Origin of the sequence: Streptomyces sp. NBC_01268 (genome assembly GCF_036240795.1) — a bacterium.
Lineage (GTDB): Bacteria > Actinomycetota > Actinomycetes > Streptomycetales > Streptomycetaceae > Streptomyces.
In genome coordinates this window covers 7,091,131-7,109,219 of the sequence record NZ_CP108454.1, presented here as the reverse complement: position 1 = coordinate 7,109,219, position 18,089 = coordinate 7,091,131, and the positions used below count along the sequence as shown (strand labels likewise).

General features: G+C 72.2%; 14 protein-coding genes. 7 read left to right on the top strand and 7 right to left on the bottom strand.

All coding sequences use genetic code 11. The annotated features are described in order from the left end of the window. Positions 1–32: 32 nt before the first annotated feature. Genes OG309_RS31995 through OG309_RS31985 form a run of 3 tightly spaced genes read right to left on the bottom strand, consistent with a single transcriptional unit; the run spans position 33 to position 2,706 of the window. Complete coding sequence (locus OG309_RS31995) at positions 33–1,265, bottom strand: wax ester/triacylglycerol synthase domain-containing protein (protein ID WP_329426184.1); 1,233 nt, start codon at positions 1,263–1,265, stop codon at positions 33–35. Further along, complete coding sequence (locus OG309_RS31990) at positions 1,262–2,464, bottom strand: beta-ketoacyl-[acyl-carrier-protein] synthase family protein (RefSeq protein WP_329426182.1); 1,203 nt, start codon at positions 2,462–2,464, stop codon at positions 1,262–1,264. The genes OG309_RS31995 and OG309_RS31990 overlap by 4 nt, the downstream gene beginning before the upstream one ends. After that, positions 2,461–2,706 carry an acyl carrier protein gene (locus tag OG309_RS31985; RefSeq protein WP_329426180.1) on the bottom strand — a complete coding sequence of 82 codons (246 nt, stop codon included), beginning with the start codon at positions 2,704–2,706 and terminating at the stop codon, positions 2,461–2,463. The genes OG309_RS31990 and OG309_RS31985 overlap by 4 nt, the downstream gene beginning before the upstream one ends. A gap of 142 nt (positions 2,707–2,848) precedes the next feature. On the opposite strand from OG309_RS31985, the gene OG309_RS31980 reads away from it, so the two are divergent. The 3 genes from OG309_RS31980 to OG309_RS31970 all read left to right on the top strand — a co-directional run bounded on the left by OG309_RS31980 (position 2,849) and on the right by OG309_RS31970 (position 6,435). Continuing rightward, on the top strand, positions 2,849–3,358 hold the full coding sequence (locus OG309_RS31980) for an NUDIX domain-containing protein (protein WP_329426178.1): 510 nt from the start codon (positions 2,849–2,851) through the stop codon (positions 3,356–3,358). 96 nt (positions 3,359–3,454) lie between these two features. After that, positions 3,455–5,044 (top strand): prenyltransferase/squalene oxidase repeat-containing protein, encoded by a 1,590-nt coding sequence (locus tag OG309_RS31975; protein ID WP_329426176.1) that lies wholly within the window; start codon positions 3,455–3,457, stop codon positions 5,042–5,044. Beyond that, the gene (locus OG309_RS31970; RefSeq protein WP_329426174.1) at positions 5,041–6,435 is read left to right on the top strand and encodes a cytochrome P450; all 1,395 of its coding nucleotides are present in this window, start codon (positions 5,041–5,043) and stop codon (positions 6,433–6,435) included. Before OG309_RS31975 ends, OG309_RS31970 begins: the two co-directional genes overlap by 4 nt. A 59-nt stretch (positions 6,436–6,494) precedes the next feature. Here OG309_RS31970 and OG309_RS31965 read toward each other — a convergent pair whose 3' ends face one another. Together OG309_RS31965 and OG309_RS31960 are read right to left on the bottom strand one after the other, a co-directional pair. Next, positions 6,495–6,692, bottom strand: a complete 198-nt coding sequence (locus OG309_RS31965; RefSeq protein WP_329426172.1) for a hypothetical protein — start codon at positions 6,690–6,692, stop codon at positions 6,495–6,497. Next, a complete protein-coding gene (locus OG309_RS31960) occupies positions 6,670–12,795 on the bottom strand; it encodes a DNRLRE domain-containing protein (protein ID WP_329426170.1) in 6,126 nt (2,041 codons plus the stop codon). The genes OG309_RS31965 and OG309_RS31960 overlap by 23 nt, the downstream gene beginning before the upstream one ends. A gap of 341 nt (positions 12,796–13,136) precedes the next feature. Between OG309_RS31960 and OG309_RS31955 the strand changes: the two genes are divergently transcribed. From OG309_RS31955 to OG309_RS31940, 4 genes are all read left to right on the top strand, one after another. Next, positions 13,137–14,180 carry an AraC family transcriptional regulator ligand-binding domain-containing protein gene (locus OG309_RS31955; RefSeq protein ID WP_329426168.1) on the top strand — a complete coding sequence of 348 codons (1,044 nt, stop codon included), beginning with the start codon at positions 13,137–13,139 and terminating at the stop codon, positions 14,178–14,180. A gap of 24 nt (positions 14,181–14,204) precedes the next feature. Then, the gene (locus OG309_RS31950) at positions 14,205–14,735 is read left to right on the top strand and encodes a GNAT family N-acetyltransferase (protein ID WP_329426166.1); all 531 of its coding nucleotides are present in this window, start codon (positions 14,205–14,207) and stop codon (positions 14,733–14,735) included. Positions 14,736–14,865: 130 nt separating this feature from the next. After that, positions 14,866–15,129, top strand: a complete 264-nt coding sequence (locus tag OG309_RS31945; RefSeq protein ID WP_329426165.1) for a GlsB/YeaQ/YmgE family stress response membrane protein — start codon at positions 14,866–14,868, stop codon at positions 15,127–15,129. 293 nt (positions 15,130–15,422) lie between these two features. Beyond that, positions 15,423–15,596 (top strand): CsbD family protein, encoded by a 174-nt coding sequence (locus tag OG309_RS31940; protein ID WP_329426163.1) that lies wholly within the window; start codon positions 15,423–15,425, stop codon positions 15,594–15,596. Positions 15,597–15,685: 89 nt separating this feature from the next. On the opposite strand, the gene OG309_RS31935 is transcribed toward OG309_RS31940, so the two are convergent. Together OG309_RS31935 and OG309_RS31930 are read right to left on the bottom strand one after the other, a co-directional pair. Continuing rightward, a complete protein-coding gene (locus OG309_RS31935; RefSeq protein WP_329426162.1) occupies positions 15,686–16,765 on the bottom strand; it encodes an SRPBCC family protein in 1,080 nt (359 codons plus the stop codon). A 4-nt stretch (positions 16,766–16,769) separates the two neighbouring features. Then, entirely contained in the window at positions 16,770–17,966 is a 1,197-nt protein-coding gene (locus OG309_RS31930; RefSeq protein ID WP_329426160.1) for a histone protein, read from the bottom strand. Positions 17,967–18,089: the final 123 nt, after the last annotated feature.

Genomic DNA, 18,089 nt, shown 5'->3' with positions numbered 1-18,089 from the left:
TGGTGCGGCGTGCCCCACGGGCACCCCGCCGGTCAGCTGTCGAGGGCGCGCCGCAGGTCGTCGACGGCGGACCGCCACAGCCGCGGCAGCAGGTCGAGCTCCGGCGTCGGCCGGTCGGTGCGGAAGCTGACGTGCAGCTGCCCCCGGTAGGACGTCCACGCGATGAAGAGGCGCTGGCCCGGCACGAGCACCGGGATCGGGTACACGTGGCGCACGGGCGTTCCGGCGAACTCCAGGGCTCGCCGGAGCCGGACGTCGGCGACGCTCAGTGCCGCCGTGCGCGGGTCGATGGCGCGGCGCAGGGCGAGCCGGTCGAGGACGGGCCAGCGCGCGCGGAGCCGGTGCGCCCGGCGCGCGCGGCCGACCAGCCGTTCCCCCGGCACTCCCTGGGCCAGCCGCCGCAGCCGCGCGAGCGGATCGGGCTCGTCGACGGGGAGTTCGACGCTCAGTACGCCGACCTGGTTGCCGATCGGGCGGACGGGTGTCGCGGGCGGCCGGAGGCTGATGCCGAGGTTGGCCCGGAGCGGCGTGGTCCCGGCGAGCGACGGCCACTGCCGGGCCGTGGCGGTCGCCAGGGCGAGGCACAGCTGGTGCAGCGAGACCCCGGCGGCGCGGGCGGCCCGGAACAGGACGGCGGTGTCGAGGCGGGCGGTGACGACCCTCCCCGGGCCGGGGGCCGCCGGCGCAGCCGCGTCCTCGGGGGCTTCGGCGGCGAGCGGCACGGGGGCGGTCCCCGGCGCCGGTCCGAACAGCGCCTCGACGGCGGCCATCGCGGCGAGGCCGTCCTGGAAGGCGTGGTGGACGCGGTAGCAGAGCGCGTACCCCTCCGCCCCGGGCTCGCGCGGCCTGACCAGCCACACCCCCCAGAGCGGCCGGTCCTCGGGGAGCGGCCGGTCGAGGACGGCCGCCAGGGCGGCGTCGGCGGCCCCGGCGGGACCCTCGGGCCGCTCGGCCTCGTACACGTGCCGGGCGATGTCGAACTCCGGGTCCTGGGCCCAGTACGGGCGCTTGCCCGTCAGCCCGTACGGGCGGTACGTCAGCTCCGGCACGTCCCGGATCCGCGCGCGCAGGTGGTCCGCCAGCTCGCCGGTCGCGGGCGGCGGCCCGTCCAGGAGCAGCACGGCGCCGAGGATCATGTCGCCGCCGTGGCGGGCCAGTTCGAGGGTGACGCGGTCCCGGTCGGACAGCGCGACCCGGGGCAGCGCGGGAACACCGCCGCGCGGGGCGGGGATGCGGGCGCTCGTCGCGCCGGTGCGGGCGGTCACGCGGCGGCGAGGACGAGGGCCACGTTGTGGCCGCCGAAACCGACCGACAGCGACAGCGCGGCGTCGATGCGCGCGGTGCGGCGGGTGCCGGACACGTCGACCTCGATGCCCGGGCCGGGCGTGGTGAGGTTGGCGGTCGGCGGGACGACGCCCTTCTGGAGGGAGAGCGTGGTGAGCGCGGCCTCCACCGCTCCGGCCGCCCCCATCAGATGCCCGGTGACCCCCTTGGTGGACGTGACGGAGGGCCGATGGGTGAACGCGCGGGCCAGCGCGGCGCTTTCGATCGCATCACCGCGGGGTGTACTGGTGCCGTGCGCGTTGACGTGCTGGATGTCGCGCCGCTGCAGACCGGCGTCGCGCAGCGCGTCGTCCACGGCGGCGGCGATGCCGGTGCCCCGCGGGTGCGGTGCGACGGCGTGGTGCGCGTCGGAGGCGGACCCGTGCCCGACGATCCGCGCCCTGACCCTGGCACCCCGGGCGGCGGCGTGCTCCGGCCGCTCCAGGACGAGGAATCCGGCCCCCTCGGCGATGAGGAAGCCGTCCCGCTGCGCGTCGAACGGGCGGGAGGCGCCCAGCGGGTCCTCGTACCGGCGGGACAGGGCGCCCAGCCGGTCGAAGCCGCGCAGGTGGTACGGGGTGAGGCCGGCCTCCGTGCCCCCGACGAGGACGACGTCGCAGCGTCCGAGCGCCAGCATGTCGCACGCGACGGCCAGGGCGGTCGCCCCGGAGGCGCAGGCGGTGTTGACGACCGCGCTGGTGCCGCGCGCGCCGAAGGCCATCGACACCAGCGCGGCGGGCGAGTTGGCGAGACTGCTGGGCAGCGCCAACGGCGGGACGTCCTCGGGCGCGGTGTCCAGCAGCGGCAGGTAGTGCTCGTACGTCTCCGCGCCGGCCGTCCCGGAGCCGACGAGGACGGCGACCCGGTCGCCGTCCCACTCCGCCGGGTCGAGGCCCGCGTCGTCCAGCGCCTCCCGCGCGGCCAGCAGGGCGAACTGCCCGGCCCGGTCGGGCTTCCAGCGGCGGGCCTCGCCCAGCCGCCCGGCGTCGAACTCCGGCACCCGGCCCACCACGAACGTGCCGTGCGGGCTCCGGTGGAGGGCCGCCGCGGGCTCGCCCGCGCACACCCGGCGCCAGCTCTCCGCCCGGCCGTCCCCCGCGGGCGTCAGCAGCCCGACACCGGTGATGGCGGCGTCCGTCACCGCTCCGCCCCCGCTCCCGCACCCGCGCGGTGCGCCACGGCCGCGGCCACGTCGGCGAGCGTCGCCGCGGCGAGGATCTCCTTCTCGGGGATCCTGATGCCCTTCTCCTGGCGCAGGATCAGGGCGAGTTCGGCCGCGAACAGCGAGTCGAGGCCCGCCTCGTCGCGCAGGGCGTCCGGGTTCAACTGCTCCGGTGGCATTCCCATGCCGATGAGGGTGCTCTTGAGCTCGTCGAAGGTCATGGCGCTCCTGGATCGTGCGGCCGGGCCGGTGCCGCACGCGCGGCACCGCGGTTCGAACCCGGCGGATATTACCGTGCGAACTCACTTGATCACATACGGTAGTGTTCGCCGCCGGAACGATCACCGGCACTGGAGGGGCGGCGTGACGGCGCACGAAACCGTGGACTACGTCGACGCGGACGACCGTCCCGTGACGCGCGGACCACGCGGCGGGGCCGCGGCCCGGGGCCTGTACTACCGGGTGGCCGCGACCGTCTGCACGGACGCCGCAGGCCGCCTCCTGGTCTACCGCCGCCCGGCCTGGGCCGCGGTCTACCCGGACCACCACGACATCCTGATCGGCGGCTGCCCCCGGGCCGGCGAGGGCTACGCGGAGGCCGCGGCCCGCGAACTGCGCGAGGAGCTGGGCGTCGTGGCCGCACCGCGCCTGGCGCTCCACCAGCCGCGCCCGTCCCCCGTCGGACGCTGCTGGCTGGCCGTCCACGTGGCGGAGGTCCCGGAGCCGTCGAACGTCGACCCGCGCGAGATCGCGGAGCACTTCTTCGCCCCGCCGGCCGAGCTCCTCGACCACCCGCCGACGCCGTTCGTCCCGGAGGGCCGTCGGGTCCTGGCCCAACTACTGGCCCGGGGCGTCCCGTTGACGTCCCCCTGAAGGCCGGCTTCCGAGCCCCCGCGCCTTCTCCTCACCCACCGCCTCCCCACACTCCCCCACCCCCCACCACCACCCGTCCGACGTGAGAAGGACACCGTGACCGCATCACCGACGTCCACCGCCACCAGGCCCACGGAAGTCACCCCCGCCGCCCTCCGCTGCCGGACCCTGCTGGCCCGGCGGGTCGTCGCCGGGGTCGGCCCCGACGGCCTGCTGCCCGCCCCGTGCGAGAGCCGGGTCCTGGAATCCGCCCTGGCCCTCGCCCTGTTGACGGCGGAGCGGGCCGAGGAGGACGCGACCGCCCGCCTCACCGCGTACCTCCGCACGACGCTGCGCACCAGTCCGCCCGACCCCTTCCAGCGCGCCGTCGCGCGGGCGGTCCTCGGCCGGGACGGCGACGCGGGCGCGGCGCTCGACGCCGGACTCGACGGCTTCGACCACTTCACCGCCGGCCGCAAGCGGCTGATGTTCGGGACGGTGCTCGCCGCGCTCGGCGCGACCGCGTTCCCCGACGTCCCCTGGGAGGCGTACGACGCGCAGCCCCAACAGAGCTGGCTGCACATGGAGATGAAGGCGCTGAAGGTGCTCGCCGCGCATGGCACCGGGCGCGCCGAGGTCGTACGCGAGGCGGACTGGGACGCGTTGCTGCCCGCTCTCGAACCCGGTCCCGCGTGGGAGCGCAACAACCTGGCGCAGTTGCTCGCACTGCTCGCACTGCGCCACTCGCCGCGCCGTCGCCCGGCGCTCGGCGACGTCCTCAAGCACGTCGCCGGCCGGCTGCGCCCGGACGGCGGCGTGCCGTTCATCGACGGCATGGCCGTCTTCACGACCGCGGCCGCCGGTCTCGCCCTGTCCCTGCTGCCCGCGCCCCCGCCGTGCGTGACGCCGATGGCCGACGCCCTCGCGCTGCGCCGCAATCCGGACGGCGGTTACGGCTTCCACTCCGGCGTGGCGCAGAGCGACGTCGACGACACCTGCTACGTCCTGGAGTTCCTCCGCCGCGCCGCGCCCGTCCGGCACCGGGCGGCCGTCGCCGAGGCGGAGCGCTATCTGCTGGAGGTCCGCAATCCCGACGGCGGGTTCCCCACCTTCGCCCGCGGCACCAGCTCCGAGATCGCGATGACCGCCGCCGCGGCGAGCGCGCTGGCCCCCAATCCCGACCGGCGGGACGTGGTGGCCGAGGCCGTGCGCTACGTCGTACGGAACCAGCGGTCCGACGGGACGTTCGAGCGCAGTTGGAGCCGCAACGCGACGAACGCGGTGTTCCGCGCGGTGCTGGCGCTGAACGGCGTCGACGCGTACGGGGAGGAGCACGGGGCGCGGGCGCGCGCGGCCGAGCGGTCGCTCGCCCACCTCGCGGCCACCCAGCACGCGGACGGCGGCTGGGGCCATGCCGAAGCCGAGCCGAGCGACCCGATCAGCACGGCGTACGCCGTCATCGCCCTGGCGTCCGCCGGGCCCCTCCGCGACGGCCCCACGCTCCACCGGGCGCTCGCCTACCTGATCTCCCGCCAGCGCCCCGACGGCGGCTACCGCAGCCGCCCCGACCAGGCGGGGCCGAGGCCCCTGCTGTACGACGTGCCGGCCCTGGCGGACGTCTTCGTCCTGCTGGCGTTGTCGCATGCCACGGCCGTCCCGGGAGTGCGCGCCACGGCCGTACCGGGCGCGCGGGAAGGCGCCCGATGAGCCTCCCCGCACCGCCCCGCCCGCTGATTCCGCACCAGGCTCCGGGCGGACTGCCGCTGCTGGGCCACGCCGTGGCGATGCAGCGGCGGCGGCTCGACCTGCTGGAGGAGGTCCAGCGCCTCGACGCGGGTCTGGTCGCCCTCCGCCTGGGGCCGCAGCGGATGCTGATGGCGACCGACCACCACCTGGTGCGCGAACTCCTGGTGCAGCGGGCGGACGACTTCGGCCCCAGTCCCCAGTACCGGCTGATGGAACAGGTCACCGGCCGGGGCCTGTTGCTGTCCGAGGGGGCCTTCCACCGCCGCCAGCGCCGCCTCATCCGGCCGGCGTTCCGGCACGCCCGGGTGCGCCACTACGCGGAGCTCATGACCGACCTGTCCCGCACCTGGACGGAGGGGCTGCACGAGGGCCGAGTGGTGGCGATGGACGAGGAGTTCGGAAACCTCGCCTCCTCCATCGTGGTCCGCAGCCTGTTCACCCAGGGCATCACCGGGCAGGACGCCACGTCCGTCGTCGAGGCCATGACGGACGTCATGGCGTGGGTCGGCGCGCGCGGCTCGGACCCGCTGCCGTTCCTGGCGAAGCTGCCCACCCGGGTCAACCGGCGCTTCGCCCGCGGCTCGCGCACCCTGCACACCCTGGTGGACGCCGTCATCGCGCACCGGCACGGCCTGGGCGCGGAGGCCCCGGACGACGTGCTGACCTGGCTGCTGGGGACGACCGACGCCGAGACCGGCGAGCGGATGTCCGACGGGCAGGTCCACGACGAGGTGATGACCCTCCTGACCGCGGGCACCGAGACGACCTCCCGCACCCTCGCCTGGTGCCTGTACCTGCTGGCCCGTCACCCCGAGGCCGAGGAGCGCCTCCACGCGGAGGTGGACGCGGTGCTGGCCGGCCGGGCCGCCGGCTTCGACGACCTGCCGCACCTCCCGTACACCCGGCGCGTGCTCACGGAGACCCTGCGGCTGTACCCGTCCGGCTACCTGCTCTCCCGGGCGTCCGTCCGGGACACGGCGCTCGGCCCGTACGCGGTCCCGGCCGGCACCACGGTCCTGTTCTCCCCGTACTCCCTCCACCGCGACCCGCGCCTCTTCCCCCGACCGGAGCGCTTCCTCCCCGACCGCTGGCTCCCCGAACACACGTCGGAGGTGACGCCCGAGGCCTTCCTCCCCTTCGGGCTCGGCCAGCACGGCTGCCTGGGCGAGGGCTTCGCGTGGACGGAGATGACCATCGCCCTGGCCACCCTCACCGGCCGCTGGCGCCTGCGGCCCCTCTCCGACGCCGCCGTCACGCCGACGCCGCTGTTCTCGCTCGCCTGCGGGCGGATGCGGATGCGGGTGGAGGGGCGCACCGGGGGTGCGGCGGCCGAACGGGTATCTCCGGAGTAGAAGTCGGCCAGGCCGATCCGTCGATGACGGATCGGCCTGGCCTGCCCACAGGAGGGGAACTACTTCACGTGCTTCCTGCGGGCCTGTCTCATGTCGTGCTTGAACCCTCGATAGCCGTCACGTGCGTTGACGAATCCGAGGAAGGTGCCGAGCCCCTTGAGGGCCCATCGCACCGCACGGAGCGCTATCCCCGCCAGGTCTTCCATGGTGTCCTTCTCGCTCTCGCGATGCCGGTCATCGGCAGCTGCTTCCACCACGGTATCCGGTGTACTGACGGCAGATCTCTTCCTTGCGCTGGTACGTGAGCGCCTGGCTGTACTCCCGCAGATAGCGGTAGTTCTGCCAGTACTTGCGTCCGTAGTAGAGGCCGGAGCCGCCACCCCATGCAAGCGCCCCACACCCTGCGGCTGCCCTCCAGCCCCGGGAGCACGTGCGCCAGGCACGCCTGGGGTTGGAAGCCCAGCGCCTGATGGTGCGGTACTTCCGCAGCGGGTTGTAGAAGCTGCCGATGAATCGGACTCCGTAGTAGTAGTGGCGGACATGCGGGTTGCGGGTCGTCCGGCCCCACCACCCCTTCGCCCGCTTCCACTTCTTCTTGAACCAGCCCCAGCGACCGTCGAGGTCGTAGCGGTTGAGCGGGTCGCCGTTGACGTAGTCGTAGGCATGGGCGTTGCCGCCGTACACCGGGTCGGTGGACAGGAAGCGACCGGTGCTCGGGTTGTACAGGCGGACGCCCATGAGCACGAGGCCGGTGAGGGTCTCGCTGGAGCGCTGCTTGGCACCGAGCCAGTTGTAGCGCACAGCGGGCTGGCCGGTGCGGGGGTTGCCGTACTCGTCGTTGTCCAGGACCAGCGGGGCGTCGTTGCTGTCCAGCGGGAGCTGGAGGGCGACGTCGCCGTGGATGCTGGTCAGCTGCAGGACGGTGTTCCCGTTGCCACTGGTGGTGGCGGCGAGGTCGCCGGAAGCCGAGTCGACGTTACGGGTGAGGGTGCCGTCCGCCGGGTCCTCCACGGTCCAGCGAGGGTTGTCGCCGTCGCTGTCGTAGTGGTTGACCTTGGCCGCTGTCTGGGCCCAGGTGCCGTCCGTGTTCTCCTCGACGGTCCAGGAGCGCAGACGCTGGTTGGCGTCGAGCTGCCAGGTCTGACGCTGGTTGCCGCTGGTCTGCTGGCGGACCAGGTCGTTGGCGTAGTAGCCGATCTGGCTGCCCGGCATGTCGGTGGTCCGGCCGAAGGCGTCGTAGACGTAGCCGGTGTCGACGATCCGGTCGGCGCTGTCGTACGTGGAGGTGGTGCTGGTTCCTCCGGTGGTCGGGCACCCGGCGCCGGCGCTGCCGGACGCGGTGGTCAGCCCGGTGCGGCGGGTGCGCTTGTCGAAGGCGTAGGTCCGGCTGGTGCAGATGTCCCCGAGGGTGTCGTCGACATCGGTCAGACGGCCCGTGGCGTCGTAGGCGTAGTCCTGCGAGGACCAGCCGGCGTGCTCGGTCACCTGGCCGTGGACGGATTCCTCGACCGTGTCGGAGTAGACGACCTGCTTGTCGCTGTCGCGGGTGTAGACCCGGGTCCTGGTGGCGCCGGTGGTGTCCTCGGAGGTCGTGAGCGTGTAACCGCCGGGGAGCTTCTCGGTGGCGACGGAGCCGTCGGCGTCGTACGTGGCGGCGAAGGTTCCGGCGACCGAGTCCGTGGTGGAGGTGACCAGGCCACGAGGCTCGGCGGTGCTGTCGTACGTGTACGTGACGGTCGACGGAGTCGAGTCGGTGGTCTTGACCGGCCGGTTCAGCAGGTCGTACTCGGTGCGGGTGACCCCGCCGTCGGCGTCGGTGTAGGAGATCTGGCGGCCCAGCTTGTCGTACTCCTTGACGGTGGTGCCGCCGGTCGGCGACGTCGCCTTGACGGCCTGGCCGGTCGCCGGGTCGTACTCGGTCGTCGTCTCAGGGACGGCCTGGCCGACTCCGCCGGTCATGACGCTCTTGATCGGGCGGCCGGCGCCGTCGTGGGTGTTGGTGGTGGTGCGGGTGACGCCGTTGGCGGTCTCGGTGACCTTCGCCGGGTTGCCCCACCAGTCGTACTCGGTGGTGGTCGTCGGCAGCTGGTTCGGGTTGCTGCCGCCGCCGGTGATCGCGCCGGCCGGGCCGGTGGAGCAGACCTGGTCGGCCCACTCGGGGCGGCCGGCGCAGGTGCCGGTGCCGCTCGCGGACCAGTAGGTGGTGACCCGGGTGGCGGCGTCGGTGCCGGTGGCGTCGGGCAGGAGCTGCTTGGTGATGCGGCCCTGGTCGTCGTACTCGGTGGTCTCGGTGATCGCGAGACCGGCCGGGTCCTTGACCGTCTTGACCGGCAGGCCCTTGGCCCAGTCGTAGAGCGTCTGGGTGACGCGGGCGTCGGTCATCGCCACGGTGCCGTACACCTGGGCGCCGGTGGTGACCTTGGTGATCTGGTTCTCGACCTTGGCGTCGGCCGGTCGGCCGGCGTCGTACTCGTTGACCAGCCAGGAACGCGCCACCACCGACGCGGCACCGCCGCTCGGGGTGATCCGGTGCAGCGCGCCGAACTCCTGCTCCTTGCGGATGCCCTTGGCGTCGTAGACGGACTTGCTGGAGAGCAGGTCGGCACGGTCCTTGGCGGGCAGGCCGATGATGCCGAGATCGGTGAGGGTCGCCTGATCGGACGCGGTGCCGCCCAGAGCCAGAGCCCGGTTGCCGGCCGAAAGCTCACGCACCGTGTTGCCGAACCGGTCGTACTCCGTGGTGGTGACGTTGCCGCCCGGGTCGACCGTGTTCACCTCGCGCCCGGAGGCGTTGGTGTACGTGATCGACGCACGGCGGTAGTCACCGGCGGTCAGTCCGTCGCCGGAGTTCGCCGCGGGAACGGCGTCCGCGGGGAAGACGGCGGTCGCGTCGGTGGGGGCGTCGGTCTGGCCCCAGGCGTCGACGTCCGAGACGCCCAGCTTGTAGGGGGCGTTGGTCCCGGTCAGCGGCACGTCGTAGACGATGCTCGTCGCCGCGGTGCCGGACACGACGTCCTTGCTGCCCTGCTGCAGACCGAAGCGGCTGGCCTTCGTCAGCATTCCCTCACCGGCGGTGGCGGCGTTGCCCGCCTTGCCGTAGGTGAACGACCAGGGCAGCTCGCCGGGCGGGGTCAGCCCGGTGACACGACCGACGGAGTCGTAGCTGTAGGCGGTGGTCAGCGCGGGGCTGATCTGCGGGTTGTAGGTCTCCCGCAGGCGGCCCGAGGCGTCGTACGCGTACTTCTGCACCGTCTTGGCGGTCGCCGCGGCGGCACCCGGCTCGGTGGACCAGGCCCGGATCTCCTTCACCTGGCCCGCGAAGTCGCCGAAGACCGTGCCGGTCGCCGTCGTCGCGGTCGCGTAGACGAACTCCAGCGCGCGGCAGCCCTTCGTGGACGGCGTCGCCGTGCACGTCGTGGCCGAGGCAGCGGAGGTCGGGGCGATGACCAGCTTCGGGCGGGCCAGCTTGTTGGCGCCCACCGTGACGGCCTCGGAGATCACCGTGGTCGTCGACTGCGTCAGACCGTCCACGGTGCTCGACGCGACCTGCCACGACGTGGCCGCCGGGTCCGCCTTGGTGAAGACGGTGACGGTGCCCTCGGTGTCCTTCAGCGTGAACGACCCGGTGAGCGAGCCGGTCAGCGTCAGGTCCTCGGACCCCGGCTCCGGCTTCCAGCCGCCCCCGCTCGTGGCGGTGAAGCCCAGCTCCTCACCGTCGATGTCGACCAGCGCCACCGAGGTCGCCGTCGACTTCTTCAGGTACGTCCAGTCCGACTCGGTCAGGTCCGCGGCCGTGCCGGAGGTCCACTGCGGACCGAAGATCGCCGCCTGACCGTCCTGCTTCGAGCCCGCGTCGGGACGGCGCGAGGACGCCGTACGCGAGACCGACAGGCCGAACATCGACGTGTCCGTGGCCGACAGGCCGTAGTCACCGGTCAGCAGGTTCACCGAACCAGGACCGGCCTCCTCCGACGGCGCCGTGCCCGCGTTGCGGTCCACGGTGATGTCGTTGCCCGGCGAGTACACGGGCGTGGAGCCGGTCGCGAACGCGGCGCGGACCTCGATCGGCCCGTCCTCGGCGAGGGTGTCGGTGATGTTCCAGGTCAGCCCGGCCGGCTTGCCGTTCGTCAAGGCCACCGGCCAGCCGGGGACCGTGTTCGAACCCTGCCGGACGTCGGCGACCGGCACGTCCTTCCACGCGTCCGTCTCACCGCGCCGGTACTGGTACGTGACGCCGGTGTACGAGGTCAGGCCCTCGGCCGACAGACCGACGCGGCGGGCCGGGCGCTCGCCCTGGCCCGGGGTCAGCAGCGCGGCACCGGAGCCCGCGTAGAAGACGTGCGACGCCTCGGCGGACACGTTGCCGGCGGGGTCCTTCGAACGGACCGTCACCGTGTGCTTGCCCGCGGGGAAGGTCAACGTCTTGGCCACCGCGGCGCCGGTCGTGGTGGCCTCCGCCCAGGCGCCGGAGTCCAGCTTGTACTCCACCGCCGCCACATCGGTGGCGGGCGGGGTGAGGGTGAACGAACCGGAGAAGTTGCCGTTGGCGTCCGGGGAGCCCGACCAGGTGTTCGCCGGGAAGTCCGTCGAGGCGACCGAGCTCGCGTTGGGCTTGGTGGTGTCGACGGTGAAGTACACCGACGGCGTCCAGTTCGACCAGGAGCTGCCGTCGTAGATGCGGCCCTTGTACCAGTAGGTCTTGCCGTTGACCAGCTTGCCCGGCAGCACCTGGTGGGAGACCGTCTTGCCCAGGACGGGGTCCTCGGTGCCGGTGTCGTACACCTCCAGGTTGGTGGTGCCCTCCCAGATCTCCCACTTCTGCCGCAGGAAGTACGTCTCCGCGTCGCTCGCGGCGTAGGAGAGGTCGGGCGTCGTGGTGGTGACCCAGTTCTTGCCCGCGTTCGTACGGCCCGGAGTCGCGGTCATCGGGTTACCGGCGACCGGGATCGTGTTGTACGTGACCGACATGTACGGCGTGTTGGAGGCCGCGTTGCCGGAGTTGAACCGCTTCCACGAGTTCGGGTCGGACTCGGTGGTGGCCCTGATGCCCATCGAGTTGGTGCTGTTGCCGTTGGCGGCCCAGGCCACGGCGAGGTTCTTGATGTCCTGCGAGACCCAGCCGTCGGCGCAGGCGGACGAGAAGCCCTTCGTGGCCGTGGACGTGGCCCACTTGGTGTTCCAGTTCGGCTGCGCCGTCCACCGGCTCGCCGTCGTGGCGTGCGGGGTGTCCCACACCTCCCAGCTGGACGGCGTGCAGGACCAGGAGTGGGAGTTGAACAGGTTGAGCTTGGCGCCCAGGATCTGCTTGCCCGAGATGCCCGTCATCGGGAAGGTGAGGAAGGAGCGGGCGATCTGGCCCGAGCCGTTGTTCCCCAGCTTCAGCTCGGTCGACGTCGACATGTCGGTCGTGTAGCCCTGCTGCACGAAGGTGTCGAAGCTGGCGCCGATGTTGACCGCCGGGTCCACGGTCACCGGGTACTTCGTCGCCGGGTCCGCCAGGAACTTCGCGTCCGGCGTCAGCGTCAGGTCCACCCGGCTGCCGCGCTGGGTGACCTTCAGGCCCACGTCCGCGCGGCGGGTGTGCTCGCCCGACTTCGCGTCGACGGTCGCGTCCCACATCACCGGCGCCGGCAGCAGACCGACCTGCTTGCCCGTCTTCGCGTCGACGAACGTCACCGAACGGTCCGCGTTCGCGCGTGCCTTGACGCCCTTCGCGTTCAGCGTCAGCGTCACCGAGCCGTTCGCCTCGACGGCGGAACGGTTCTTCAGTTCCAGGAACTGCTCGAAGCCGGTCCGGGTCGACTCGATGATCAGGTCCGTCGCCGTCAGCGCGTCGACGTAACGTGCCGTCGTCCCCGACAGCTTCGGCTCCGGCAGCACCCCGCGCCACGACAGGCCGAGTTCACGGCCCTCGCCGGCGGCCAGGGTCACCAGCGGAACCTCCGCGGTGCCCGCCTCACCGGCCGCACCCGACGCGCGCACCTTCGCCGCCTGCGCGGCGGGCGTCTTCCCGCCGAGCCGCAGCCCCAGCGGATGGCCCTTCGCGGCGATCACGCCGTCCTGCTTCGTCAGCTCGACGTCGATGTCCCGCCACTGACCGTCCGCCCCGTCACGGAAACGGACCGGACCGGACGCACTGTCCGTCGTCACCGTCCCGTCCGGGTTCGCCCACGTCGTCGACGACTCCGTGCGCTCCGACTTCGCCTCCACCCGCTTGCCCGACAACCGGGCCGCGACCCGCGCCGACGGAAGATCCGCCGCCTCCGTCGCGTACGCGGGCCGCTCGGCCGCGGCCTCCTGCGAGGCGAGTGCCACCGCCTGCCCGGTCGTCGCCACGACGACGGCGGCCTCGAAAGCCATCAGGCCGGACACCGACAGGGCTATGCCGGGCAGTGCGCCACGGCGCAGCCACCTCGACCCCCTGCCCCATCTGTCCGGCAGATCCACACGCTCACTCACTACGAGATCCCTCCCCATGGACATGTCTCACGTGCCGGGGCGAAGGCCGGAGCGGCGAACAGGCCGCCGCCTCCTCGCCCCTCCGGTCCCCCGCCCCGGCACCGAACGCGACGCTAGATGGCCGTGTGTGACCAAGCCGAGGTCCGAGCGCGCCAGCGGGGGGACTTCTCGCGCCAGGGACAGTGACGAACTATCGGAAGCGGGGATGATCGGGAGGGTCCGGCGAACTACGCTCGCCGCTCGTGTCCCTGCAAACGCACCCCGGTACGACGCCGTCCGCCTTCACCCGCATCAACGCCGTCAGCGCGGACCTGCTGGGCATCGCTCCGGAGAAGTACGCCGGGCTGCTGGGCATGGCTCCCGAGCACCTGCACGACGACCGGTACCGGACGCCGGCGGCCACCAACGTGCGCCTCTGGGAGCTGATGGTCACCCGCGTCCCGTGGACCGAGACCGCCCTGCTGATGACGGAGCAGACGACGCTCGGCCTGCTGGGCGTGTGGGACTACCTCATCACCTCGGCGCCCACCCCGCTCCAGGGGCTCCGCGATGCGGCGGCGTACTTCGCCACCGTGGCCGACATCGGCACCGAGACCCTGCTGATCGCCGAGGACGAGCAGGGCGTCACCCTCACTCACGTGAACGCCGCCGACCTGAGCTACGAGGTCGCCTCCGCCATCCGCGCGTACGTGCTGGGCCTGCTCCAGCGGCGCCTCTGCCTCGCCCTGCGGAAGGAGCTCGTGCCGCTGCGCGTCAGGCTGGCCACGCCGGCGCCGCGGCACCGCGGCCCCCTGCTCGACCTCTACGGCACCCGGAACGTCGACTTCGAGTGCCCGGTCAGCTCGATCACCTTCCACGCCGACGACCTGCGGGGCGCCACCCCGCACGTCCAGCCGGGACTGTCGGACGTGCTGCGCAGCCACGCCGAGCGGGTCATGGCCGACTCGATCCCCCTGCACGACTGGCTCGACCTGTTCCGCCTCGCCCTCGCGGAGGCGGCCCGCGGTGACGAGGCGACGCTGCCCGCGACGGCCGCGCGCCTGACCCTGAGCCCCCGGACCCTCCAGCGCCGCCTCGAAGCGCACGGCACGACGTGGACCGCCGAGATCGAGGCGGTACGGCGTGCGGACATCACCCGGCTGCTCCGCACCACGGACCTGCCACTCGACGTGGTCGCCGAACGCAACGGCTACGCCGACGCCCGCGCCCTCCGCCGCGCGGTCCACCGCTGGACCGGCCACACCCCCACGGCCCTGCGCCGGCAGGCCGCACGCCCGGCCACGTGAACCGGGGCGTGCGAGGATCCCCGCGTGAGTGATCTGCGCATACGCCCGGCCACCGACGCCGACCTGACCACCCTCGTCCGCCTGCGCGACGACGCGGCCCGCTGGATGCCGACCACGGGCGTCGCAGGACAGTGGCGGCCCGGCGAGCTCGACGAGGACCACTTCCGCCGGATCATGGACCGGGACGAGGTGTGGCTCGCGGAGGACGCGGGGCTCGTCGTCGGCGCCTGGGAGCTGTGGTGGGCGGACGAGGCCGCCTGGGGACCCCAGCCGCCCGTGGCGGGGTACGTGCACCGGCTCATGGTCGACCGGGACACCGCCGCGCCGGGAACGGGCCGTCTGCTCCTGGAGGCCGCGGAGGCCCGGGTGGCGGCGGCCGGGCGCACCCGCGTACGCCTCGACTGCCTGGCCGGCAACGCACCGCTCAACGCCTACTACCAGCGAGCCGGTTACCGCGTCGTGGGCCACAAGGAGGGCAAGCCGCAGCCCGGAGGGGCGCCGAAGTCCTTCACCTTGCTGGAGAAGGCCCTCGGGCCGGCGCGGGAGACCTCGTAGTCACGCGCGATCCTTCGTGTTCGTTCGTCGCCGCTCCCAGCCACCGGAGATTTTTCCGGATTTTCATGTTTGGAGGGCGTCGGGCGGTGCAGGTGGCTTAGGGAGAGGATTGCTGCCCAGGAGGAACCTGATGGGAATCATTGCCTGGATTTTGCTGGGCCTGCTCGCCGGAATCATCGCGAAGGCCTTGATGCCGGGGCGGGACCCGGGCGGTTGCATCGTGACCATTCTGATCGGTGTGGCCGGTGCCCTTCTGGGAGGGTGGCTCGGCAAGGTCATCTTCCATGTCGACGCCGTCGACGGGTTCTTCGAACTCTCCACGTGGATCGCCGCCATCGTCGGATCCCTCCTTCTCCTGACCGTCTACCGGCTCGTGGCCGGCAGACGGCAGTAGCGAGGACCCCGTGAACCGGGCATGGCCTCGACGTTCCTGGGCCCGTCGACACGGGCTCACGCGGTGGACACCGCGCGCCGTGATGTGCCGGGCTTCCGCGGGCGTGACGAGGCGGACCATGAAGATGGCCGTGCGCGGCGGACTGTGGATGACGCGCCGGACGGTGCGCAGGGCGTTTCGGGCCGCGATGCCGAGATGGCTTCGGCTGGCGGTGTGGCTGCCCGGCCCGAGTCCCTACTGAATCCCCAAACCGGGGGGATGACATATCGATGACATATCGGAGGTGAACAGCAATGGCGACCGGAGACAAGGCCAAGAACATGGGAAAAAAGGCGAAGGGAAAGGCCAAGGAAACCACCGGTAAGGCCGTCGGCAACGAGAGCCTTGAGATCAAGGGAAAGCTCGAGCAGACGGCGGCGGACGCCAAGCAGGCCGGGCAGAAGGCGAAGGACGCGATGAAGCACTGAACGCCTGCGCATGCCGGAGGCTGCCGCCCTTCGTGGGCGGCAGCCTCCGGCATGCGCCGGGGTCGTGGGTCCTTCCCCGGCTCCCGGCTTCAGCGCCTGGCGCGGCGGCGGCTCGGGCGCGCTTCCTCCGGTTCCCGGGCCTCGGCATCGTCCTCGGGTTCGGCCTCGGGTTCGGCCTCGTACTCCTCGTCCTCGTCCTCGTCTTCGTACTCGTCCTCGTACTCGCCCTCCTCCTCGGGCTCCTCCTCGTCGTACTCCTCGGCCGGTTCCTCTTCGTCTTCCACTTCCTCCTCGCCCTCGCCCTCGCCGTCGTCCGCGCCCTCCCCTTCGGCTTCCTCCGGCTGCTCGTCCGCGTCCTCCTCGACGGCCTCCTCATGCGTGCGGACCACCTCGCCGTCGCGGATCTCGCCGCGCCATCCGTCAGCTTCGTCGTCGGTGAGGGTCACGTGACGGACGAAGTGCTTGAGGTCGAGTCGCAGCCGCCTGCCTTGGGCGCGCCAGATGTTGCCCGTCTTCTCGAAGAGTCCGGAGGGGTAGTACTCCACGACCACCACCACGCGCGTGAGGGACGGCGCGAGCTCGTGGAAACTGACACAGCCACGCGTGGTGCCCTTCGCGCCTTCGGAGGTCCACACGATCCGTTCGTCCGGTACCTGCTCCTGGATGCTGGCCTTCCAGCTCCGCGTGGACGGGCCGACCTTCACCTTCCAGTCCGTGCTGGTCTCGTCGCTCTGCGAGACGCTCCGCACCCCCTTGGCGAACGTGCTGAAGTCCTCGTACTGCGTCCAGTGGTCGTAAGCCGTACGCAACGGGACGCCTATGTCGACGGCCTCGCAGATGTGCGTCGGCTTGGATCCGCTCTTGCGGGACCTGCCTCGGCCCATCAGTCCGCCTCCGATGTCCTTGACCGCGCCTTTGAGACTGTCGAAGGTGCTGCCCGCCGCCGCCTTCAGCGGTGAATCGCCCTGGAGGAGGCGGCCGCCGATGTCGGCGAGCGAGCCGCCGTTGTCCGCCACGTCGGAGAGCTGGTCGGTGAGGTCCCCCACCTTGTCGATGGCCTTGCCGGTGAAGTCGTCCGCCCGCGCCAGCAGGTACTCGCCGACTTCGTCGAAGAGCTGGTCCATGGGGCTGCGGGCCTTGGACTCCTTGTGTGCACGATCGGTGGCCATGGCGCTACCTCCGCGTCGACGGCTTGCGTGCCGTCGTCCTCTTGGCCGGCGTGGACTTCTTGGCGGTGCTGCCGCTCGCGGGCTTGCGCGCGGCGGTCTTCTTCGCCGGTGCCCGTTTCGCCGCCGCCTTCTTGGCGGCGGGCCGCGTCGACGCGGTCTTCTTCGCCGCGGTACGACCCCCTGACGAGGCGGTCTTCCGCGCCGGTGCCTTCTTCGCCGGCGTCTTCCTCTCCGGTGCCTTCTTCGCCGGTGCCTTCTTCGCCGTGGCCGACGTGGGCTTCTTCGCCGTGGCCGCCGGTGCCTTCTTCGCCGTGGTCGACGTGGCCTTCTTCGCCGTGGTCGACGTGGTGGCCTTCTTCGCGGGTGCCTTCTTCGCGGGTGCCTTCTTCGCCGTCGACGTGGGCTTCTTCGCGGCAGAGCGGCCTCCGGTGGAGGCGGTCCTCTCCGCGGACTTCGACGGCCTCGTGGTCTTCCCGGTCGGCTTCGCGTCCGCGGTCTCCGACCTCTTCGCCGGTGCGCGTCGGGACGCGCCGCCGGATCCGGACGACCCTGCGGACTCCGCACTCTTACGGGTCGAGGGGGTGCGACCAGTGGCGGAAGACCGTGATCCCTCGCGCCGCGACCGTTTCGGCGCCTCCCGCTCCTCGTCCTCCTGGGCGGCCTCGTCCTCCTCGCCCTGCTCGTCCTCCTCGTCCGCCGACTCCGTCCGCTCCTCCGGCTCCTCCGGCTCCTCTCCGTACGGTTCCTCCTCCTCGTCCTCGTCCTCGTACTCGTCCGCGTACTCGCCTTCCTCGTCCTGGTCCTCGTCCTGGTCCTCGTACTCGTCCTCGTACTCGTCCTCGTACTCACCGTCGTCGTCCGCGTACTCCTCGTCGGACTCATCGCCCTCACGGGTGAGGCCCAGGGTGCGCTGGTGCACGGAATCAGCGAGGCCGGCGAGCTGGCGGTTCGCCGCGGCCGTGAGGGCCTTGCGGCCGGCTTGGAGGGCTTCACCCCTCAGCTGTTCGGTGAGTTCGGCGGTCTGGGGCATCTCCCCCAGCTTCCGCACCCCCTGTGCCACGAGCTGGCCGGGCTGGAGCCCGAATCTGCGCCCCGCGACATAGGTCGCGAGAGACAGGGCCATGCGGCCCTTCTTCGCCCGCCCCAGTACGTATCCGCCTGCGATGGCGGCCGCAAGGGCGATCTTGGTCGTGTCCTCCATCTGCTTCGTCCTTTCGGGATGAGCGGTGGCCGGTGTCGACATCACAGGCCGCCCCCGACGCTCGGGGCCTCATGTGGTGGCTGCTCAACCCATCTCCAGATATGCGGCATATGAGAAGAAAGT

What these genes read in the sequence shown, in the direction of transcription:
- OG309_RS31930 (WP_329426160.1), bottom strand. Translation starts at nt 17,966, where the DNA reads ATGGAGGACACGACCAAGATCGCCCTTGCGGCCGCCATCGCAGGCGGA.
- OG309_RS31940 (WP_329426163.1), top strand. Translation starts at nt 15,423, where the DNA reads ATGGCGACCGGAGACAAGGCCAAGAACATGGGAAAAAAGGCGAAGGGA.
- OG309_RS31945 (WP_329426165.1), top strand. Translation starts at nt 14,866, where the DNA reads ATGGGAATCATTGCCTGGATTTTGCTGGGCCTGCTCGCCGGAATCATC.
- OG309_RS31960 (WP_329426170.1), bottom strand. Translation starts at nt 12,795, where the DNA reads ATGGCTTTCGAGGCCGCCGTCGTCGTGGCGACGACCGGGCAGGCGGTG.
- OG309_RS31985 (WP_329426180.1), bottom strand. Translation starts at nt 2,706, where the DNA reads ATGACCTTCGACGAGCTCAAGAGCACCCTCATCGGCATGGGAATGCCA.
- OG309_RS31935 (WP_329426162.1), bottom strand. Translation starts at nt 16,765, where the DNA reads ATGGCCACCGATCGTGCACACAAGGAGTCCAAGGCCCGCAGCCCCATG.
- OG309_RS31970 (WP_329426174.1), top strand. Translation starts at nt 5,041, where the DNA reads ATGAGCCTCCCCGCACCGCCCCGCCCGCTGATTCCGCACCAGGCTCCG.